The organism is Aeromonas sobria, from assembly GCF_050266975.1.
Classification (GTDB): Bacteria; Pseudomonadota; Gammaproteobacteria; order Enterobacterales; family Aeromonadaceae; genus Aeromonas; species Aeromonas sobria_B.
Window position 1 is genome coordinate 50,727 of sequence record NZ_JBKISU010000020.1, and the last position, 20,606, is coordinate 71,332.

The 20,606-nt window shown below is 60.4% G+C and carries 23 protein-coding genes and 1 riboswitch; of the genes, 5 read left to right on the forward strand and 18 right to left on the reverse strand.

The features are described 5' to 3' along the window. Positions 1 to 53: 53 nt before the first annotated feature. Positions 54 to 1,628, reverse strand: a complete 1,575-nt coding sequence (locus ACLHZ1_RS12780) for a Na+/H+ antiporter NhaC family protein (protein ID WP_427262387.1) — start codon at positions 1,626 to 1,628, stop codon at positions 54 to 56. A gap of 86 nt (positions 1,629 to 1,714) precedes the next feature. Next, positions 1,715 to 1,886, reverse strand: a riboswitch (Lysine riboswitch). A 316-nt stretch (positions 1,887 to 2,202) separates the two neighbouring features. Here ACLHZ1_RS12780 and ACLHZ1_RS12785 point away from each other — a divergent pair. Next, positions 2,203 to 2,604: an H-NS family nucleoid-associated regulatory protein gene (locus tag ACLHZ1_RS12785; protein ID WP_041994249.1), complete on the forward strand. Its 402-nt coding sequence runs from the start codon at positions 2,203 to 2,205 to the stop codon at positions 2,602 to 2,604. A gap of 82 nt (positions 2,605 to 2,686) precedes the next feature. Here ACLHZ1_RS12785 and ACLHZ1_RS12790 read toward each other — a convergent pair whose 3' ends face one another. From ACLHZ1_RS12790 to ACLHZ1_RS12810, 5 genes are read right to left on the reverse strand one after another with little or no spacing between them, the layout of a single operon-like run. Continuing rightward, entirely contained in the window at positions 2,687 to 3,247 is a 561-nt protein-coding gene (locus tag ACLHZ1_RS12790; RefSeq protein WP_427262388.1) for a cob(I)yrinic acid a,c-diamide adenosyltransferase, read from the reverse strand. Beyond that, on the reverse strand, positions 3,244 to 3,474 hold the full coding sequence (locus ACLHZ1_RS12795) for a DUF3820 family protein (protein ID WP_408796489.1): 231 nt from the start codon (positions 3,472 to 3,474) through the stop codon (positions 3,244 to 3,246). Before ACLHZ1_RS12795 ends, ACLHZ1_RS12790 begins: the two co-directional genes overlap by 4 nt. After that, complete coding sequence (gene queE, locus ACLHZ1_RS12800; protein ID WP_427262389.1) at positions 3,475 to 4,146, reverse strand: 7-carboxy-7-deazaguanine synthase QueE; 672 nt, start codon at positions 4,144 to 4,146, stop codon at positions 3,475 to 3,477. 51 nt (positions 4,147 to 4,197) lie between these two features. After that, a complete protein-coding gene (gene queC / locus ACLHZ1_RS12805; RefSeq protein WP_408796491.1) occupies positions 4,198 to 4,887 on the reverse strand; it encodes a 7-cyano-7-deazaguanine synthase QueC in 690 nt (229 codons plus the stop codon). A 13-nt stretch (positions 4,888 to 4,900) separates the two neighbouring features. Next, the gene (locus ACLHZ1_RS12810; protein ID WP_427262390.1) at positions 4,901 to 5,524 is read right to left on the reverse strand and encodes a tRNA-uridine aminocarboxypropyltransferase; all 624 of its coding nucleotides are present in this window, start codon (positions 5,522 to 5,524) and stop codon (positions 4,901 to 4,903) included. On the opposite strand from ACLHZ1_RS12810, the gene rrtA reads away from it, so the two are divergent. Next, on the forward strand, positions 5,523 to 6,101 hold the full coding sequence (rrtA, locus tag ACLHZ1_RS12815; RefSeq protein ID WP_427262391.1) for a rhombosortase: 579 nt from the start codon (positions 5,523 to 5,525) through the stop codon (positions 6,099 to 6,101). The two genes, ACLHZ1_RS12810 and rrtA, sit on opposite strands and share 2 nt — an antisense overlap. Here the strand turns inward: rrtA and pyrF are convergent. From pyrF to cmk, 6 genes are all read right to left on the reverse strand, one after another. Then, on the reverse strand, positions 6,076 to 6,777 hold the full coding sequence (gene pyrF / locus ACLHZ1_RS12820; RefSeq protein WP_427262392.1) for an orotidine-5'-phosphate decarboxylase: 702 nt from the start codon (positions 6,775 to 6,777) through the stop codon (positions 6,076 to 6,078). The genes rrtA and pyrF overlap by 26 nt on opposite strands. Positions 6,778 to 6,792: 15 nt before the next feature. Next, a complete protein-coding gene (gene lapB / locus ACLHZ1_RS12825; RefSeq protein ID WP_427262393.1) occupies positions 6,793 to 7,959 on the reverse strand; it encodes a lipopolysaccharide assembly protein LapB in 1,167 nt (388 codons plus the stop codon). Between the two features lie 9 nt (positions 7,960 to 7,968). Continuing rightward, positions 7,969 to 8,265 carry a LapA family protein gene (locus ACLHZ1_RS12830; RefSeq protein ID WP_427262394.1) on the reverse strand — a complete coding sequence of 99 codons (297 nt, stop codon included), beginning with the start codon at positions 8,263 to 8,265 and terminating at the stop codon, positions 7,969 to 7,971. 157 nt (positions 8,266 to 8,422) lie between these two features. Then, positions 8,423 to 8,707: an integration host factor subunit beta gene (gene ihfB / locus ACLHZ1_RS12835; protein ID WP_041994274.1), complete on the reverse strand. Its 285-nt coding sequence runs from the start codon at positions 8,705 to 8,707 to the stop codon at positions 8,423 to 8,425. 92 nt (positions 8,708 to 8,799) lie between these two features. Then, positions 8,800 to 10,470, reverse strand: a complete 1,671-nt coding sequence (gene rpsA, locus ACLHZ1_RS12840) for a 30S ribosomal protein S1 (RefSeq protein ID WP_041994277.1) — start codon at positions 10,468 to 10,470, stop codon at positions 8,800 to 8,802. 93 nt (positions 10,471 to 10,563) lie between these two features. Next, the gene (gene cmk / locus ACLHZ1_RS12845) at positions 10,564 to 11,256 is read right to left on the reverse strand and encodes a (d)CMP kinase (RefSeq protein WP_427262395.1); all 693 of its coding nucleotides are present in this window, start codon (positions 11,254 to 11,256) and stop codon (positions 10,564 to 10,566) included. A gap of 254 nt (positions 11,257 to 11,510) precedes the next feature. Here cmk and ribA point away from each other — a divergent pair, with 254 nt between their 5' ends. Next, a complete protein-coding gene (ribA, locus tag ACLHZ1_RS12850) occupies positions 11,511 to 12,104 on the forward strand; it encodes a GTP cyclohydrolase II (RefSeq protein ID WP_427262396.1) in 594 nt (197 codons plus the stop codon). 99 nt (positions 12,105 to 12,203) lie between these two features. Here ribA and cysB read toward each other — a convergent pair whose 3' ends face one another. Continuing rightward, positions 12,204 to 13,178, reverse strand: a complete 975-nt coding sequence (gene cysB, locus ACLHZ1_RS12855; RefSeq protein WP_041994286.1) for an HTH-type transcriptional regulator CysB — start codon at positions 13,176 to 13,178, stop codon at positions 12,204 to 12,206. Between the two features lie 51 nt (positions 13,179 to 13,229). Beyond that, complete coding sequence (locus ACLHZ1_RS12860) at positions 13,230 to 14,126, reverse strand: LysR family transcriptional regulator (RefSeq protein ID WP_427262397.1); 897 nt, start codon at positions 14,124 to 14,126, stop codon at positions 13,230 to 13,232. Positions 14,127 to 14,214: 88 nt separating this feature from the next. Between ACLHZ1_RS12860 and ACLHZ1_RS12865 the strand changes: the two genes are divergently transcribed. After that, entirely contained in the window at positions 14,215 to 15,417 is a 1,203-nt protein-coding gene (locus ACLHZ1_RS12865) for an MFS transporter (RefSeq protein ID WP_427262398.1), read from the forward strand. Between the two features lie 25 nt (positions 15,418 to 15,442). Here the strand turns inward: ACLHZ1_RS12865 and ACLHZ1_RS12870 are convergent, their stop codons facing one another. From ACLHZ1_RS12870 to ACLHZ1_RS12885, 4 genes are all read right to left on the reverse strand, one after another. Then, positions 15,443 to 16,003 carry a VOC family protein gene (locus tag ACLHZ1_RS12870; protein ID WP_427262399.1) on the reverse strand — a complete coding sequence of 187 codons (561 nt, stop codon included), beginning with the start codon at positions 16,001 to 16,003 and terminating at the stop codon, positions 15,443 to 15,445. A gap of 1 nt (position 16,004) precedes the next feature. Then, the gene (locus tag ACLHZ1_RS12875) at positions 16,005 to 16,772 is read right to left on the reverse strand and encodes a hypothetical protein (RefSeq protein ID WP_041994298.1); all 768 of its coding nucleotides are present in this window, start codon (positions 16,770 to 16,772) and stop codon (positions 16,005 to 16,007) included. Positions 16,773 to 16,946: 174 nt separating this feature from the next. Next, positions 16,947 to 17,672, reverse strand: a complete 726-nt coding sequence (gene nfsA, locus ACLHZ1_RS12880; RefSeq protein ID WP_427262400.1) for an oxygen-insensitive NADPH nitroreductase — start codon at positions 17,670 to 17,672, stop codon at positions 16,947 to 16,949. A 68-nt stretch (positions 17,673 to 17,740) separates the two neighbouring features. Further along, entirely contained in the window at positions 17,741 to 19,714 is a 1,974-nt protein-coding gene (locus ACLHZ1_RS12885) for a putative bifunctional diguanylate cyclase/phosphodiesterase (protein ID WP_427262401.1), read from the reverse strand. A gap of 217 nt (positions 19,715 to 19,931) precedes the next feature. On the opposite strand from ACLHZ1_RS12885, the gene ACLHZ1_RS12890 reads away from it, so the two are divergent. Further along, entirely contained in the window at positions 19,932 to 20,546 is a 615-nt protein-coding gene (locus ACLHZ1_RS12890; RefSeq protein WP_427262402.1) for a DUF2982 domain-containing protein, read from the forward strand. The last annotated feature ends 60 nt before the right edge of the window (positions 20,547 to 20,606 follow it).

Sequence of the window (20,606 nt, forward strand, 5' to 3'; positions counted from 1 at the left end):
GCATGCTAACGCAGGGAAGCGTCAAAAACAAAGGGGCCCGCAGGCCCCATCTATCAGACGGTGACGGCCACCTTCTGATTGGCTCTGAGGTAGAACAGGGTCACTCCGATGAACCAGACACAGCTGACCACCAGGCCGACACCGACCGACGCTGTCATCCCCAGCGCCAGATAACCGGCGGCAGCCCCGACGGCGATGGTCAGCGCATAAGGCAGCTGGGTCATCACGTGATCGATGTGATGGCAACCGGCGCCGGTGGAGGAGAGGATGGTGGTGTCCGAGATAGGGGAGCAGTGATCGCCAAACACGGCGCCGGCCAATACCGCAGAGAGCATGGGCAGCATCATGCCGATCTCGCTGGCGGCGGCCATGTCACCGGCCAAGGGCAACATGATGCCAAAGGTGCCCCAGCTGGTGCCGGTGGCGAACGCCATGGCGCCGGAGAGACAGAACATCACCACTGGCAGCAAGGAGATCGGCAGACCGCTCTGGGCCAGGGAGGCGAGGTACTTGCCCGTCTCCACATCGCGGATCACGGCGCCAATGGCCCAGGCAAACACCAGTATGTAGATGGCGGGCAGCATGGCCATGACGCCGTGCTTGATGACCTCGAGCCAGGTGCGCAGGGCAAGGCCCATGCGCAGGGTCAGCACCACGGCCACCCCGAGGCCGCACAGGCCGCCATTGACCAGAGAAGCCCCCACATCGGTATTCTCGAACGCCCCCAGCACCCCGAACGGCAGCCCCTTCTCGGCCAAGGCGGTGGCGCCGGAAGCCATCATGAAGTAGACGGTCGACGCGGTCAGGGTCAGGATGGGCAGCACCAGATCGAGTACGCGGCCATGGCTGGACACGGGCAAGTCCCCGCTGCTGCCAGGGGGCACGCCCTTGGCCGGATCCCACAACTGCCCCTCGAGCGCCCGTTGCTCATGACGACGCATGGGGCCGATGTCGAGCTGGAAGGCGATCACCACCAGCACCATGGCCAGGGTGAACAGGGCATAGAAGTTCATCGGTATCATCTGCACGAAGGCGGAGATGGGGCTCTGATCCTGGATGCCATGGGCCGTCAGGATGCCGCCGATGAGGGCGATAATATAAGCCCCCCAGGACGAAATGGGCATCAGCACGCAGACGGGGGCCGCCGTGGAGTCGAGCAGATAGGCCAGCTTGGCGCGGGAAATATTGAAGCGATCGGTCAAGGGGCGGCAAATGGTCCCCACCGACAGGCTGTGGAAATAGTCATCGATGAAGAACAGGAATACCAGCAGCCCGGTCAGCAGCTTGGCACCCCGCCTGTCTTTGATGCGTGCGGCGGCCCATTCGGCGAACGCCAGGGTCGCCCCCGAGACCGTCAGCAGGCTGATGATGCCCCCCAGCAGCAGCAGGAACAGCAGTATGTTGACATTCCAGCCATTGAGGGCGCCGTCAGACCAGACGATCCCCTTGGCAACCTGACCCAGATACTGGGCGCTGGCCAGGGGGGCGAATTGGTTGACCAACAGGCAGCCCAGTACGATACCCACCCCGAGGGAGAGCAGCACCTTGCGGGTGGTCACGGCCAGCACGACGGCCGCCAGGGGGGGAATGAGGGACCACGCCGAATCGGCGTAATGGGTAATGTCCATGATCTCTTGGCACCTGTAACGAATAAGGTGGAGATCTACCGAGAGGATAAAGAAGAAAACGAGCCCGTGAGGGGTGACTCCTCCGCCCCTTCAGTAGCGCTCCATAGTGATTGACTATGGCAGTACTGCACCTGTTCGATGCAATCCCAGCGACCCTGCATGATGGCATGATCACTTCGGCGCTGACTCCTTTCTCCATGCGTCGCAGGCATCACCCTCGACATGAATAGTTATAGGCAGCGCGCCTCTACTTAAAAGGTATTCGGTGCGTATTTTATCTTGCCGCTATTTTATATCAAGTTTTTTGATTAAATACTCATTCGAATCGATACCTCCCCTGCAAAACCAGTGCAAGACTTCACCCAGGAGGCGAGTGGCGAGATTTTAGTCGGCTGGCACACGCTGCAAGCCCATAGCGTCAATTAACCCATCGACAGAGAGAAAAAATAATGTTCCAGATCCTTATAACTTGATTATTAATTATCGCAGCTTGACTTAATGTCACCCTGACGTATAAATTACCTGAAAATAGCTATTCATATTTATCCCTTTTCTTGCTCGCGTGGTAACCACTATGACTGAATTTTTGAAAGTATTGCTGAATATCCGTAGCCTGCGTGCCGCTTGCCGTGAGCTGACTCTGGAACAACTGGAAGAAGGGTTGGAGAAATTCTCCGCCATCGTTGCCGAACGTCAGGAAGATGAGGCTGCAGATCGTCAGGCTCGCGAAGAGCGTCAGCGTAAAATCAATGAATATACCGAAATGCTGAAAGCCGCAGGCATAGATCCGGCGGAATTGGTCAGCGCCGCGCCCAGCGCCGAGCCGGCAAAAGGCAGCAAGCGTGCGCCGCGTCCGCCCAAATACCGTTATGATGATAACGGGGTTGAAAAGACCTGGACCGGTCAAGGCCGCATGCCTTCCGCCATCGCCAAAGCCATCGAAGAAGGTAAATCCCTGACGGATTTCGCCATCTGATATGGCCAGGCCAAGTCATTAAAAAAACCCTCGCGATGCGAGGGTTTTTTATTGGTCGCGGCAGCAGCATATCCCTGCCCTATTACCGGTCCGCGGCCTTGACCCAGCACACTTCGGCCCTGCCCTCCTGGCGCAGTACGAACCTGGCCAGGGTAAAGAACCAGTCGCTGAGCCGGTTGATATAGGGGATGACGGCAGGGTTTATCTGCTCCTGCTCGCTCAAGGTCAGCAGTTGCCGCTCGCAGCGGCGGGTGAGGGTGCGCACCACATGGGCCTGCGCCGCCGCCTCCGAGCCGCCGGGTAAAATAAACTGGCGCAAGGGAGGCAACTGCGCGCTGTAGTGGTCTATCTGGGATTCCAGGCGCGCGGTCCAACCCTCATTGACTTGCCAAATAGCGCTCGACTGCGCCTCGCTCGAAAATGCCAGTTCTCCCCCAAGATCAAATAACTCCTGCTGAATAAGGGTCAGATCGGCTAATAGTTCAGTATGTGAATCGGCTATTTTTGCAGCGAGCAGACCTATATGAGAATTTAATTCATCTATATCGCCATAACTGGCCACGCGTTGATGATTTTTGGCGATGCGGGTCGCGTCAGCCAGATGGGTCATCCCCTTGTCCCCTTGCCGGGTATATATTCTCATCCTGATATCCTGTCGATGATGGGCACTATCATGGTTTCGAGCCCATTTAATTTGATTTCATAAGCCAATGCCAGGGATTGGCCCAGTGAACCGGCCGGGAACCCGCTACGGGCCATCCATACCAGATAGGGTTCGGGTAAATCGATGATCCGTCTGCCACGGTATTTCCCATAGGGCATGGGGTTGGCAAGGGTCAGCAATACCTGCTCGTCGGCCAAGGGGGTCATTTAATCGATATCCAGATATTTATGAGTCTGAATGGAGAGGCGCCAATTACGCTCGATGCAGACCGCCATGGCGAGCTCGGTCGCCCTGGGTTTCTGGCTGATGGGTTGCAGGGCAATGACCACATCTTCCCGCAGCCTGGCACCGGCCAGCAAGGCGTCCAGCTCCTCCACATGGCGCATCATGGCCACGGGATGCTTGATCTCGTTGGCCCGCGCCAGGGCGCTTGGCAAGACACTCAGGCCACCCTGCATGCCTATCTTGGGCGAGACGGTCACCCAGGTGGCCGGATGGGTCAGCACCTCGCTGGTGCCGCTGGTCTCGATCTGGAGCTGATACCCGGCCTGATGCAGGGTCTCGCTCAGCTCGCCGAGATCATAGAGGCAGGGCTCTCCCCCCGTGATCACCACATGCCTGGCCTTGTAACCGAGTTCCGCAAAACTGGCCACTATCTGGGCACTGCTCATCGCGCTCCAACCGTCAGACTCATTGGAGCAGTTGAGCACCTGGCTGATGGGCACCTCTCGCGCCGGATCCACCACCCAGGTGTGGCGGGTATCGCACCAGGGACAGCCAACCGGGCAGCCTTGCAGCCGCACGAAGATGGCGGGCAGGCCGGTGAAGACCCCCTCCCCCTGGATGGTTTGAAAAATCTCGTTTATCGGGTAGTGCATCATAAAACGACGGTTACCAATGGCTGTGACCCCGTTCGGGGTGAGAGGGGCTCAACGCCCCCGTTTGTGCTCGAGGCGTTGACGAACGCCCACCCGATCGGCCAGATACTGATCCAACCCGCGGCGACGCAGGATACAGGCCGGGCAGGTGCCGCAGCCGTCACCGATCAGGCCGTTGTAGCAGGTGAGGGTCTGCTCGCGCACCAGCGCCAGCTGACCGAGCTCGTCGGCCAGCGCCCAGGTCTCGGCCTTGTCGAGCCACATCAAGGGCGTCTCAAAGCGCACTCCCCGATCCAGCCCCAGGGCGACCGCGTGATTGAGCGCCTTGACGAACTCGTCGCGGCAATCGGGATAGCCGGAAAAATCGGTCTCGCACACCCCGGTGATCACCGCCTCTGCCCCGACCTGATAGGCATAGATGGCCGCCAGGGTCAGAAACAGGATGTTGCGCCCCGGCACGAAGGTGTTGGGCAGACCATTGTCCTGCAGCTCGGCGCTGACCGGAATATGGTCCCGGGTCAGCGCCGACACCGCCAGCTCTCCCAGCAGGGTGACATCCATCACCTTGTGGGCCGCCACCCCCAATTGCGTGGCGAGGGCACGGGCCGTCGCAATTTCGGCCAGATGACGCTGACCATAATCGAAGGTGATGGCGTGCACCTCATCATATTGGGCCTGGGCCTGCACCAGACAGGTGGTGCTGTCCTGACCGCCACTGAACACGACAACTGCTTTTCTCACTGGATAGATCCTCTTAGGGGCGCCGCGACTCTGGCGTGCGCGTCGAATAGGAGAGCCACTGCTCGTTGAGACGACGGAAGAGGCTCAGCAAGGGGGCGTATCTGACGGCGTCGCCCTCCCATTGCGATAACAGATGATAGCCCGCCTCCAGGGTCGATAACGCCGTGGAGAAAGGCTTCTTGCGGATGAGGTACTGCCCCTCGGCCGCAACGAGGGAGAGTCTTGGCAGGGCGGCCAGCGCCGGATTGAGGTGCAGCATCTTGTAAGCCTTGCGCCAGGTGCCGTCGAGCAGCACGAAGCAGGGCGGCGCCTCAAGGTGCTCGGGCAGACTGGCGCGCAAGCTGGCGGGCGATGGTGCCTGCTCATCTGGCCAGAGCAGATAGCAGCGCCTATCCGTCAGCCAGCGGGTCAGGACCGCGTCTTCGCGAAAGTCCTCCCCGACCCGGATCTCGGCATGGGCCAGGCTGGCTGCCAGCAAGGCCGCCGTTCCCTTGGGATGACCCACCTCGTTTGGATGTTGCAAGATGAGCAGGGGCACCCGATTGATGACGGGGTGAATATATTCACACAGACAGGCTTTGAGGGCGCGGGTACAGCGTGTACAGTAGCGACTGTCTTGATCGTTGGGTTGTTTCATGTCGTCAGTCACATCCGGGCTATTCTGGCTTATCACACTCTCACTCGCCAGCCTGATCCTCTTCTTCACAGTGCCAAATGACCTCATCTCCTTCAACCGGGTCCTGATTGACCAGGGAGAAGGGTGGCGCATCATAACAGGCAATCTGGCTCACACCAATCTGTGGCATCTGCTGCTCAATCTCGCGGGCCTGCTGGTGCTCTACGCCCTGTTCTGCGATTACCTGCAGGATTGGGGCTTCCCTCTGCTGCTGGCACTGCTCGCCATCGCCGTCGGCCTCGGCATCTGGTGCTACTACCCGCACACCCAGTGGTACATGGGTCTGTCCGGCGTGCTGCACGGCCTCTTCGTCTGGGGCGCCATGGCGGATATCCGCCACCGCCGTTATTCCGGCTGGCTCATGTTGCTGGGGATAACCATCAAGTTGTGGCTGGATCACTACACGGGGGGAGACAGCCCGGCCGCCATGCTGATCGGGGCCAGGGTACACACGGGATCGCACCTGGTTGGTGCGGGAGCAGGCCTGGTGCTTGGCCTGCTCACCGTTGTCATCAGCTTCTGGCGAGCTCGTCGTTGATGTCGCCAAGGGTCAGGGCCGGATCGGCCGCCTGGGTGATCGGGCGACCAATCACCAGGTAGTCGGCTCCCGCCGCCACCGCCTCGCTCGGGGTCATGACCCGGCGCTGATCGCCCTGGGCGGCGCCGGTCGGGCGGATCCCCGGGGTCACCAGCAAGAAGTCCTCACCCAGCGCCCCCTTGAGTTCGCTCGCCTCGTTGGCGGAGCAGACCACGCCGTCGAGCCCGGCATCCTTGGCCAGACGGGCCAGACGCAGCACCTGCTCGGCCGGGCGGATATCCAGGCCGATCCCGGACAGATCGCTTTGCTCCATGCTGGTCAGCACGGTCACCCCGATGAGCAGCGGCGCCTTGTCGCCATACGGCAGCAGCGCCTCCCTGGCGGCCCGCATCATCCGCTCGCCGCCACTGGCATGCACGTTCACCATCCAGACCCCCAGCTCGGCACTCGCCGCGACCGCCTTGGCGACCGTGTTGGGGATGTCGTGGAATTTCAGATCCAGGAAGACATCGAAGCCCTTGGCCACCAGCTGGCGCACGAACTGGGGACCAAACAGGGTGAACATCTCCTTCCCGACCTTGAGGCGGCACTGGGAGGGGGAGACCCGGTCCACGAAGGCCAGGGCATCGGCTTCACGCTGATAATCGAGCGCAACCAAGACTTTGGGATCTAACATCTCTCTTCCTATAGGTTATTCACCGTCCAGACCACGGATCGGCTTGATGGATCCCCACTGTCGGCAGGAGGGGCATTGCCAGAACAGAGAGTGCGTGGCAAAGCCGCACTGACGACACTTGTGGGTGGATTTTATCTTGATCTGTTCCCCAACCAGCTGCTGCAGCAGCTCCAGGCTCTCCTTGGCCGGGCCCGGCTCGGCACTGGCGAGCTGGAAGCCTACCAGCTGGTAGAAGCCCTTCATCGAGGGGTGGCGACGCAGCTGGCGCAGCACCAGGGTCCTGGCCTGGCTCAGACCGTCCCGCTCCTCCACCAGCCTGGCCAGGGCCAGGGTCACACTCACCCCCGCATTACCCTCCACCGCCTTCTCCAGCAGCGGGATCAGCTCCTGACTGCGGCCCAGGGCTTGATAGCATTGCTCCAGCAGCGGCATGGCCTCGGAGGCAAAATCGATATCCTGCTCGAATACCCGCAGCAGCTCGCGGCTCGCGGCCAGATACTCCCCCTGCCCCATCGCCAGGGTCGCCAGACGTAGGGAGGCACGGGCACAACGGGGATTGACCCCCAGCGCCTTCTTGAGGCGAGCCTGCGCCTCTCCCTCGTTGCCATCCATCAGTGCCAGCTCGGCCAGCTCGCAGTGAAAGTGTGAAATGGGTTCGGCCAGCTTCTTGCCGGGGAATTTCTGCAGGCGCTGGGCCACCAGGATGGCCTGCTGCCAATCACGCAGCTGTTGATGAATGATCAGCAACTGGGTCAGTGCCGTCTCCTCGAAATCTGCATCCTCGCAGAGCTCGACCCAGATGGCCTCGGCCCTGTCGAGCAGACCGGCCGCCAGAAAATCCCGCGCCAGCTCCTGCAGTGCCAGTTGGCGCTGTTCGCGCGTCAGCTCACGGCTGACCAGGTTCTGGTGGATCTTGATGGCACGGTCGACTTCGCCACGTTGGCGAAACAGGTTGCCGAGGGAGAGATGTGTTTCAATCGTATCGCTGTCAACTTCGAGCAGCTGAATGAAGAGATCGACGGCCTTGTCAGACTCGTCGGAGAGCAAATAGTTGAGCCCCGCCACGTACTGACGAGAAAACTGATTGCTCTGTTTTTGGGTGTCCTGACGAACACTCCTGCGCCCCATGTACCAGCCATAACCGGCGGCGATGGGCAACAGCAGGAAAAGCAGTTCAAGCATGGAGGAACGTTATTCCTTACCGGACTCCTTGTCCGATGCAGTGGCCAATTCCAACTGGCGGGATTGCCGACGCACGGTGCGATTCAGAGTACGATTTTGCAGCTTGATCCGCAGATAGAGCAGGCCGAATACCAGCCAGCCGAGGAGGAAACCCGTACCAAAGAAGAGACCCAGCAGCAGGGCGAGCGAGAACTCCCCTTGGGCAATCAAATAGTTGAATTGCACCAGCTGGCCGTTTTGTGAGCCGAGGGCCAGGGTGAAGATAAAGACCAGTACCAGAGGGATAAGAGCCAAGACGCGCTTCATGGGATCTTCCTGTCAGTATCGAAAAGACCCAGTGATTATCCTTAAAATCAGCCACAGACTCTAGAGAGAAAGGGAAAAGACTTTCAGAAACAGGCTAATTGACGCAATGGGGTGCGCAAAAACAAAAAAGGCATACTCAGGTATGCCGTTTTCTGCATTATTCAGCGAGGTTGACACGCTCTCGCAATTCCTTGCCAGGCTTGAAGTGCGGCACATATTTGCCCGTCAGCTCCACTTTATCGCCAGTCTTGGGATTACGGCCCACGCGGGGTGCGCGATAGTGCAGAGAAAAGCTGCCAAAACCGCGAATTTCAATCCGATCGCCGTTTTGCAGAGTCGATGCCATCTGCTCAAGGATCTCCTTGATGGCGGCCTCAACATCCTTGGCCGGCATATGCATGCGGCTCGCAGCCAGTTGTTCGATGAGATCTGATTTGGTCATAAGGTTAAATCTCCTTCCCCGATCACATGCAATATTCATTTTGCCAGGATAAAAAAGGGCGGCGTGAAGCCGCCCTTTTCTTGCATCAAGGATTACTCACCCTTGGCGGCTTTGAACGCTTCAGCCATGGCATTGCTGAACACAACTTCTTCTTGCTGGTTCAGAGAATCGATAGCAACACGCTCGTCAGCTTCGTCCTTGGCACGGACAGACAGGCTTACGGTGCGGTTCTTACGATCAACGCCCATGAACTTGGCTTCAACTTCGTCACCAACAGACAGCACCAGAGTGGCGTCTTCTACGCGGTCACGGGCAGCATCGGAGGCACGCAGGTAGCCTTCAACACCGTCAGCCAGTTCGATCACTGCACCTTTGGCATCAACCTCGGTAACCTTACCCTTCACGATAGCACCTTTCTTGTTGTCAGACAGGTACTTGTTGAACGGGTCTTCTTCGATCTGCTTGACGCCCAGGGAGATGCGCTCACGCTCCGGATCCACTTGCAGAACAACGGCTTCGATCTCGTCGCCTTTCTTGAATTCACGCACGGCTTCTTCGCCCTGGTTGTTCCAGGAGATGTCAGACAGGTGAACCAGGCCGTCGATGCCGCCATCCAGACCGATGAAGATACCGAAGTCGGTGATGGACTTGATCTTGCCGGAAACACGGTCGCCTTTGGCGTGAGTTTCGGCAAACAGCTGCCACGGGTTGGATTTGCACTGCTTCAGACCCAGGGAGATACGACGACGCTCTTCGTCGATGTCCAGGACCATGACATCTACCAGGTCGCCAACGTTGACAACTTTGGACGGGTGGATGTTCTTGTTGGTCCAATCCATCTCGGAAACGTGTACCAGGCCTTCGACGCCTTCTTCGATTTCAACGAAGCAGCCGTAGTCGGTCAGGTTGGTCACGCGGCCAGACAGACGGGTGGTCTCCGGGTAACGCTTGGCGATAGCAACCCAGGGATCTTCGCCCAGCTGCTTCAGACCCAGGGATACACGGGTACGCTCGCGGTCGAACTTCAGTACCTTGACGGAGATCTCGTCGCCAACGTTGACGATTTCGGAAGGATGCTTGACACGCTTCCACGCCATGTCGGTGATGTGCAGCAGGCCGTCAACACCGCCCAGATCTACGAATGCACCGTAGTCGGTCAGGTTCTTGACGATACCCTTAACTTCTTGACCTTCTTGCAGGTTAGCCAGCAGGCTTTCACGCTCGGAGGTGTTCTCGGTCTCGATCACGGCGCGACGGGAAACGACAACGTTGTTGCGCTTCTGGTCCAGCTTGATGACCTTGAATTCGAGTTCTTTGTTTTCCAGGTGAGCGGTGTCACGGATCGGACGCACGTCAACCAGAGAACCCGGCAGGAAGGCACGGATGCCGTTCAGTTCAACGGTGAAACCACCCTTGACCTTGCCGTTGATGATACCGATAACGGTAGCTTGCTCTTCGTAAGCCTTTTCAAGCTGCAGCCAGGCTTCGTGGCGCTTGGCTTTTTCGCGGGACAGCTTGGTTTCGCCGAAACCATCTTCGATAGAGTCCAGAGCTACGTCGACAGTGTCACCTACGTTGATTTCCAGCTCGCCCAGGGCGTTCTTGAATTCTTCGGCAGGAATGGCAGACTCGGATTTCAGGCCGGCGTCAACCAGAACGAAACCGTTCTCGATGGCAACGACGGTACCCTTGACGATGGAACCTTGACGGGTTTCAACGGAGTTCAGGGACTCTTCAAAGAGTTGAGCAAAAGATTCGATCATTGTTTGTGTCACAAATGAAACATCCACTAGCAATCCGGCACCAGCGGGGCTGTTTGAAATAATCTGCTCCATCCTTGGCGCAGACGACCGATGTCAGCGTGAACCGACACCATTGAGTTGTTGCTTCGCATAGGATAGTACCGTTGCCAGCACTTCATCTATGGTCAGCGCGGTGGAATCCACCACCAGGGCATCTTCGGCCGGTTTCAAGGGGGCAACGGCGCGATTGCGATCGCGGTCATCTCGCTCCTGGATCTCGGTCAAAAGACGCTCAAAGTTAACATCAAAGCCCTTATCTTGCAACTGCTTATAGCGGCGCTGGGCCCGCTCCTCGGCGCTGGCGTCAAGGAAAATTTTGATCTCCGCCTCGGGGAAAACCACAGTCCCCATGTCCCGACCATCGGCGATGAGACCAGGGACCTGGCGAAACGCGCGCTGACGGCGCAGCAGGGCCTCGCGCACGCGGGGGAAGACGGCGACCTTGCTGGCGGCATCGCTCACTTCCTGGGAGCGGATGGTGCGGGAGACATCCTCCCCTTCCAGCACCACCCTGACCTGCTCGCCGTCGACCTGGAATTGCACATCCAGGTTGGCGGCCAGGGGCACCAGAGCCGCTTCCGAATCGAGCTCCACATCATGGTGCAACGCAGCCAGGGCCAGCACCCGGTAGATGGCGCCGGAATCGAGCAGGTGCCAGCCCAGCTCTGCGGCCAGCAGCTGGCACAGGGTGCCTTTACCGGCACCACTCGGGCCATCAATTGTCATCACGGGGGCCATATGGGGCATAAGATATCTCCTGCACTTGATGTTGCGCATCATCCCGATGGGATGAGGTAATGGCCGCAGAGTATACCCAAATGTGCCAAGCCTGGCAGTCGTGACCGCACAGTTCCGTATAAAAGCCGTCGTGAGTGGGCTTTTTGTGTACAGCGATCCCACCCACCATGGCGCCGCGCGTGACGGGTTCTGATGGTCGCCGAGCGCGAGGCGCGCTAAACTGGCCCCCTTTTTTCGAGTCCTTGTCGTTAAGGAGTACCCCCATGAGTAGCATTACTCTCGTGGCCAAGTCCCAGTTGCCGACCCCCTGGGGCACCTTTACCCTGGTCGGTTTTCAGGAAGTTGGCACGGGGAAAGACCACGCCGCCCTGGTCATGGGCGATGTCAGCGGGGATGAGCCCGTCCTCGGCCGCATTCATTCCGAGTGTCTTACCGGCGATGCCCTGTTCAGCTTGCGTTGCGACTGTGGTTTCCAGTTGCAGGCCGCCCTGCAACACATCGCCGCCGCCGGACGCGGTGTCTTGCTGTATGTCCGTCAAGAGGGGCGCGGGATAGGCCTGCTCAACAAGATCCGGGCCTATCATCTGCAGGATCAGGGCGCCGACACCGTCGAGGCCAACGTGGCTCTGGGCTTTGCCGCCGACATGCGCGACTACACCATCTGCGCCGACATGCTCAAGGCGCTCGACATCAAGAGCCTGCGCCTGATGACCAACAACCCGCGCAAGGTCAAGGCGATGGAGAGTTTCGGCATCCCGGTGACCGAGCGGGTGCCCCTGCAGGAAGGGCGCAACCCCCACAACGAGTTCTATCTCTCCACCAAGGCGAGCAAGCTCGACCATATGTTGAAGAAATAAGTCGGTTGCTCCTATGAAAAACGCCTCCCATCGGGAGGCGTTTTTCGTTGTGGATCAGTACCCTCCCCCGTCATGCCATGGCGGCGGAGTTCATCTCCATCAGCGGATAGGCAGCTCTATGTCGGCAAACATGGCGTCCACATCGTCGCTCGAACGCATGGCGATGGCCTTTTCCACCACATCCCGCGTCAGGTGCGGGGCAAAACGGGTCATGAAGTCATACATGTAGGTTCGCAGGAATGAGCCCTTGCGAAACCCTATCTTGGTGGTGCTGTGGGCGAACAGGTGGCTGGCGTCCAGCGCCACCAGATCCGTGTCGGTCTGCTTGTCCAGTGCCATGGTGGCCATTACGCCGATGCCGACGCCAAGGCGCACATAGGTCTTGATCACATCCGCATCCGTGGCAGTGAAAACGATGTTGGGCTCGAAACCGGCGCGATTGAAGGCGGTATCGAGTTCGGAGCGACCGGTAAAGCCGAACACATAGGTGACCAGGGGGAAGTGGGCAATGTCGGCAATGGAGAGCTTGCTGACCTGGGTCAGCGGGTGACCCCGCGGCACTATCACGCTGCGGTTCCAGTGATAGCAGGGCAGCATGATGAGATCTTCATAGAGGTGCAGCGCCTCGGTGGCGATGGCAAAATCCGCCATCCCCTTGACCACGGCCTCGCTGATCTGGGTCGGCGTGCCCTGGTGCATGTGCAGGGAGACCTTGGGGAAGCGCTTGATGAACCCCTTGATCACCTCGGGCAGGGCATAACGGGCCTGGGTGTGGGTGGTGGCGATGTGCAGGGTTCCCTGCTCCGGATGGGTATGCTGGCTCGCCACCGACTTGATGCCCTCCACCTTGCCGAGGATCTCGTTGGCTATCTTGATCACGTCGCGCCCGGCCGGGGTGATCTGGGTCAGATGCTTGCCACTGCGCTCAAATATCTGAATTCCCAGCTCATCTTCGAGCATGCGAACCTGTTTGCTGATCCCGGGTTGAGAGGTATACAGGCTCTCCGCCGTCGCCGACACGTTCAATCTGTGGTTGGCAACTTCCACGATATAACGCAATTGTTGGAGTTTCATGGTGTTAGGCTCTAAAGACGACTTCAACTAATACTAACAAACTTTTAGTTATTAGCCCTCGCTTCTTGCCGTTTCTGCCATGGGCTGCGCCAGCAGGAAATCCCGCAGCGCCCGATTGGCCAGAGAGAGGGGATCGCCACGGCGCCAGGCGACGCAAAGATCGAGATAAATGGGCGGATCGAACGGGATCCCCGCCAGGGCCTTGTCTTCCTCGACCACCATGCGCAGGAAGGTGCTGACCGCAAATCCCTGGCGCACCACCGCCTTGAGCAGCGGGATCAGGTTGCTCTCAAAAGCGATGGAGGGCTCGATGCCGAGCCCCTGGGCCAAGGTCTCCATGTGCTCCCTGTGATAGAAACCGCGGCGAAACACCGCCAGCTCCTGGCGAAAATACTCGGCCAGGGTGACCCGCTTCGCCCCGTAGAGAGGATGCTCCTCCCCCACCACCATCAGCATCTCTTCGCGCAGCAGCTGGCCCCCTTCCAGGGCGGGGGGCAGGTCGCTGGTGATCAGGATGGCCAGGTCCAGCTCTCCCGCCACCATGCGGCTGAGCAGCTCCCGGGTGCCCGCCTCCTCGACCCGGATCTTCAACCCCGGATACCTGTGCTTGAACGCCATCAGTATGGGGGGAAAGTAGTAAGAGCCCATCATGTAGGGGATCCCGATCCGCACCTCCCCCCGCTCCAGCCCCTTGAGCTCGGCCATCTCGGCTTGCGCCTGGTGCATCTGCAGCAGCAATCGCTCGGCATGGCGGCAGAGCACCTCCCCCTCCGGGGTCAGGCGCACCGACTTGTCCTGGCGATCGAACAGGCGCAGCGCCAGCCTCTGCTCCAGCTTGGCGATGGCCATGCTGACCGCGGGCTGGGCCACATGGAGCTGCTGGGCGGCCCGGGTGAAGGAGCCTGTGTCCCGCACCGCCAACAGATAGCCGAGTTGCTTGAGGTCCATATCAATTCTCGTTATGAGTCGGATAACTTAAATATATTATATTTATGAGCATGGGCCCACTACCCTAGGGAAAACCCTGGAGCATCCCATGATCGAAGTAGGAAGTCGCCCCTGGCTACGTGCCACCCTGGCCCTGAGCCTGGGTTCATTTCTGGTCTTTTTGAATCTCTACCAGATCCATCCCCTGCTGCCCATGCTGGCGAGTGAATTCGCCATCAGCTCCCTCCACTCCGGCTGGACCCTGGCGGGCTGCACCGCGGGGCTCGCCTTCGCCTTGCTGATCTGCGCCAGGCTGGCCGATCGCTTCGGCCGCCGCCGGATCATGCTGTGGACCCTGACCGCCGCCATCCTGCTCTCTCTTGTCGCGAGCGGGGTCGAGCAGTTCGGTTCCCTGCTGGCCCTGCGCATCCTGCAGGGCATGCTGCTGGCGGGCCTGCCCGCCACCGCCATCGCCTACATGGGGGAGGAGTTCACGCGCCGCGCCCTCATCTCGGCGGTGGGCATCTATATCGCCGCCAACTCCCTGGGGGGGATCGCCGGCCGGGTGCTGGGCGGCCTGCTGGCCGGCTGGTTCGACAGCTGGCATGCCACCTTCCTCGGCATAGGCCTCATCAGCCTGCTGCTCCTGCCCCTGGTGATCTGGCTGCTGCCGACCCAGCGCAACTTCACCCCCAGTCAGGCGAGCCCGGGCCAGCTCAGGCAGGCGCTGGGAAGTCATCTGCGCAATCCCCTGCTGGTGGGGGCCTACCTCATCGGCGGCCTCAACTTCATGGTGTTTCTCAACCAGTTCAGCTACCTCACCTTCCTGCTCTCGGCCGAGCCTTTCTCCCTGCCGCCCCAATGGCTCGGCATGCTGTTTCTGACCTATCTGTCGGGTACCCTCGCCTCCTCCATCAGCGGGCGCTGCGCCCAGCGTCTGGGGGCTGAGCGGCTGCTGCTCGTGGGGATCGCCTTGATGGCCCTGGGGGCCCTGCTGCTGCTGGGGGGGAACCTGGCCGCCATCCTGGCGGGGCTGCTGGTGTCCAGCTTCGGCTTCTTCCTCGCCCATGCCTGCGCCAGTGCCTGGGTCGGCCAGCACGTGACCCACGACAGGGCACTGGCCTCGTCCCTCTATCTGGTGGCCTATTACCTGGGGGCGAGCCTGGGGGGATTCTATCTGCACCCCTTCTGGGGAGAGGGGCAGCTGGCGGGCATGGTGCTGGGGATCGAGCTGGTGCTGCTGGTCACGGCCGCCCTCTCCCTCTGGCTGGCGCGCCAGAAGGCCCATCGCCAGCAGCCGCTGACCATATGAACGGGCCCCTGTCAGGGGCCCGGGCTCAAGGTTGGCGCGAGAAATAATCGGCCGGCACGGGCACCACGGCGTCGGTGGCCAGCTCCTCCTCAATGACGGCCGACAGGGGGCGCAGATGAAACTTCACCTGACCCGATGCCAGCATCAGGGCCACATCCGGGTTGCGAAGGCTCGCCATGTTGCCCGTCTTGAACGGGAGTGCGGGGTGCGCCGCCACCAGGGCAGCCAGATCGGCCACCACCAGCTCGATGTGCTCCAGACCCGCCTTGTGGCTGCGTCCCGGCTTGGGGGCCGCCAGCTCGATGCAGGGCACGGTGAGCGGCTCGCCCCGCCAGACGAAGCAAGGCGGCTGGGCGAAGCGATAGGTGGCGATGGGGCGGCCCCCTATCATGCCCTCCACCAGCAGGCTGCCCGCCTCGGCCAGGATGCCGCGCAGGGCCAGGTATTCCTCCTGGCTGGCGACGCGGTAGCAGAGGTGATCGATCTCGGGCCGCGCCAGAGGGATGTCCAAGGCAGCGAGCTCATCGAGCAGGCCAATGGCAAAAGGGGCCATGGGCCCCAGTGTGTCGTCCAGAGGATGGGTCATATCACCACTTCTTCTTGGGTTGGAACAGGACGTCGAGTTCGTCGGTCTCCTTGTCCTTGATGTTTTGCAGCTCGGATTCGCTCTGCTGGGCCAGGTGCTCGTCCAGGGATTTGAGCCCCTGACGCATCTCCTCTTCCCGAGCCAGCAGGTAGGCATCCTTGTCACTGATGTTGCCCACCGCCGCCAGTCCCTTGGTAAACAGCTGGCGACAGGTACCGTACTGCCCCTGGATCTGGGCATCCATGGCCCGCTTGAGCAGGTTGGCAATGTTGATCTTGAGCTGCATCAGTTCGAGACGGCGATCCTCCTGGGCAAACCCTTGCGGATCTATCTTGCCCTTGTTGTGCTCGACCCGCAGCACGGCCCGCATCTTCTTGACCAGCTGCAGCATCTGGATCGCCTGGCGATCGGACTCCGGCGTCTTGAAGTGCCCCTCGTCGTGGGGGCTGTAGTTGTCCTGCACATTCTTGATCTGAGTCTGCACATCCTGGATCCGCTGCCGGATCTGGCCATTGCCCGGCATCACCTGGGCGATGGCGCGATAGGCATCCAGGATCCGGTGTTGCAGCAAGAGCACCAGGTTCTTGGAGAAGGGGACCAGGTTGACGTTGAGCAGCATCTCCTCCGTCTCATCGGCGATGGACTTGTGCTTGGCGATGGCCTGGCGCTTGTCGGCTTCCGCCTTCTGCTTATATTGCTGCACCACGTTGTAGGCGATCACCAGAAACAGGAGCGCGCCGATAGACAGCAATATCAGTGTTAAAATCATAGGCTTTATCCGTTCCTTCCCTATCCAATATCCTGATCCTACAGCAGCTTACCACCGGGGGATAGCCTGCAGGGCTCACACTCTCATCACGTCGTCCCCCAAGGGACAGCCCCTATCATATCGCCCGCCATCACCATTCCTTGAATCGGGCCGACCGCTTGTGCCGGCCTCCCCTCACTTCAGATTGAATCCCTGGGATTGCAAGAAGGCAGCCATGAAGGGACGCGCCTCCTTGCCGAGGATCCCCGCTATCTGGCTGCTCCAGGTCTGCACCTTGTTGTTGCTGCTGCGGGCCTGGTAATAGTCCTGGATCTGGCGATCGTAATCAGCCAGCAGCGCCTCGTCGAGCCGCTCGGGGTAGCGATTCTCGTGGACCACCATGGCCTGGGGCAGGCGCGGCTTCTGCTCGGGTTGCTGGCTCGGGTGGCCCAGGCACAGACCAAACAGCGGGATCACGTGCCTGGGCAGGCCGAGCAGGGCCACCACCTCGGCGGGGTGGTTGCGAATGCCGCCGATATAGACGCCGCCAAGGCCGAGGGATTGGGCCGCCAGCAGGGCATTCTGGGCCATCAGGGCGCCATCGATGGCCCCTATCAGCAGCTGCTCGACGAACCCGGTGTGCGCCGCCGGCACTATCTGCAGGTGGCGATGGAAATCGGCGCAGAACACCAGAAACTCGGCGGCCTGGGCCACATAGGGCTGGGGCCCCGCCAGCTCGGCGAGTTGCTGGCGGATCAGGGGGTCCGTTATCCGCATGATGCTGTTGGCCTGCAGGAAGCTGGAGCTGGCCGCCGCCTGGGCGGCCTGCAAGATGAGATCGAGCTGCTGGGCCTCGATGGGATCTTTTGTGAACTGACGAATGGAGCGGTGGGAAAGAATGAGATCTATGGTCTGGTTCATGTTGCCTCCTGATGAGCAGGCCACTCTACCCCAAAAAAGCGGCGGCCCCCAAGACTCGACTACGGCGCTCAGTGGCGAGGGAGCGCGAACTCCCCCACCTGGCTGTAGAGGGTGAAAGGATTCTCCTCAATCTCGGCCACCGTCATCGGCCTGCCAAACAGGAAGCCTTGAAACACGTGGCATCCCTGGGCCCGCAGCGCCACCAGCTCATGCTCCTCCTCGATCCCCTCCGCCATGATGCCGAGGCCAAGCCCCGTCGCCATGGCGACGGTGGCGCGGATCACCGGCAGGTTGAGTCCCACCACGAAGGAGCGATCCAGCTTGATGGTGTCGATGGGCAGCCGGTTGAGATAGGCCAGGGAGGAGTAGCCGGTGCCGAAGTCGTCGATGGCAATCTTGATCCCCTGTTCGCTCAGGCGATCCAGGATGCCGATGCAACCGTTCATGTCGAGCATCAGCACCGTCTCCGTCAGCTCCAGGGTGAGCAGGTGGGGATCCACGCCGTGTTCCCTGAGGGAGGCGGCGACCTGCTCTGGCAGGGAGGGGGTGAGCTGAAAGCCGGACAGGTTGACCGAGACCGGCACCTTGACCGCGAATTGCCGCTGCCACAGTGCCATCTGGGCCAGAGCCGTGTCCAGCACCCAGCCCCCTATCTCGCGGATGAGACCCATCTCCTCGGCCAGGGGGATGAACTCCCCCGGCGAGACCTGGCCCAGCACAGGGTTGCGCCAGCGGATCAGTGCCTCGAACCCCAGCAGCTGCCGGCTCGCGGCATCGACCTGGGGCTGGTAGCAGAGGCTGAGCTCCTGGCGACCGATGGCCTTGGCCAGAAACTGCTTGAGGGTCAGCTTGCGGTGCAGATTCTGCTGCATGCTGGGGGTGAAGCGCTGCCAGCGCAGGCGCCCCATCTGCTTGGCCTGGTACATGGCCATGTCGGCGCGGGTGATGAGGTTGTCCCCGTCATCGGCATCGTCCGGGTAGACGGCGATGCCTATGCTGCCCCCTATGGTCACCTCGGGCAGGCCGCTCAGCTGCAACGGCTTGCTCATCTGGGAGAGCATGAGGTCGGCGACCTCCTCGGCCCGCACGCTGCCGTGGTTCAGGGGCACCAGGGCGGTAAATTCGTCGCCGCCGAGGCGGGCCAGCTCCACGTCCCGGGGACAGACCTGCTTGAGGCGACCGGCCACCCGCTCGAGCAGGCGATCCCCGGCCTTGTGACCATAGTTGTCATTGACCAGCTTGAAATTGTCCAGGTCCATGAACACCAGGGCGAAGCGCCCCCCCATGCCACAATAGGCCTCAAGCGACTTCATCAAGCCATAGCGGTTGAGCAGGCCGGTGAGGGAGTCGTGCCAGGCGAGGTGACGGTGCTCTAGCTCCTCGAGCTTGCGATCCGTGATGTCCCGCATGGTAAGCAGGATCCGCGCCCCCTGCTGGATATGGCGAAACTGGTACTGAAACCAGCGCATCCCTTTCTGGGTACGACACTCCCCCTCGGTCACCACCTCATCGAGCCGGGAGAGCCGCTGAAAGAAGGCGTCGTCGTTGCCGGAGAAGACCTGAGCCAGGATGGCGATCCCCGTGCCGAAGCAGGATTCGAAGTGGTGGTTGCCACTGATCAGCAGGCCGCTGTCGTCAAACAGGCAGGCCAGGGTATCCCCGGTGGCGAGGGAGGATTGCTGATGCAGGCTGTCGGCATCGATCACCGCCTCCGTCATCATCATCAGGCGGCCGGCCAGCTGCACCCCGGACAGGCGCAGATAGACCTGCTTCTTCACCCCCTTGGGGGAGAGGCTCCACCATTCGCTGTAGCTGCGCCCCTGCTGGAAGTCGCCGAGATAGCGCTGCAGCAGCAGGCTGATGGCGTCGGCCATGTCGGCCCCGAAGTCGCGCCCCTTGAGCTCGGTGAGGGAATCCGCCTCCCAGAGGACGAGCGCGGCCTCATTGGCCCAGAAGATGCGATGATGGAGGATGTCATAGATCCAGATAGGCGTGTGCAGCACTTCGAAGTTGTCGAGGGTGCATTCGTCGAGTGTGTTCATCTGTTATGGCAATTCATCAGCATGTTCCTTGTGTGTGCGGAACGAACGCCATCCACACCATATCTGCCTGACTGCAACACATCTTGATATGGGGCTTAGACTGAAAGTACAGGAAGAGCGGCAAGGTCATCCTCATATGAAAACACTTCACGTACAGCCCATGGTCAGAAGAAACGGACTCACACTAGTATTGCTTGGCTCAATAATAACCATTGCTATGATTTCTATACTTTTTTTATTCGGTGAACAACCACTAATCCCCATCTACTGCGGCCTGCTGGCGGGGCTGATCACCCTCTTCATCGGTACCTTGAAGCTAAGAGAGCCTCATTTCAGTCTCTCTTTGTGCCATGACTGCTTGCAATATCACCACAAGCATGGCGGTTGGGTGCTCAAATGGGTAAATATTCAGCGGATTGACCACCCGCGCATCCATATGGGGTGGGATCTGGTGGAGATCCCCTTCATCGGCTTGCGGATAAAAGATTACGACAGTTTCTTGAGCCTGATCACACCCCGGCTGGCGGTGGGCATACTGACGGAGCAGCGCGCCGTGCTGATGCAGGTGCTGCAAAGCGAGCAGACGGACTGCCCCACCGGCACCTGCGCCAGCCAGTTCGACGATCTGTTCGAGGAGAGCCACTATCGCTCCCGGGAGGGGGCCCAGTACGAGGGGGTGATCGCCATGCTGGCCAATCGCATGGCGAGGCTGAGAAGCCTCCTCGGCTACGATCTGCTGGTGCCCGTCGGCAGCCTGGACCGGGATCCCGCCGACTTCATCCGCCTGCTGCATCAATACCAGCGGGAGTCGAACCTAATCCAGATCAATTAAAGGCGTGATTGCCCTTGCCAAGGGGAGGCCCGCTTCTTAAGGTCACGGTTTGCCTCGAGT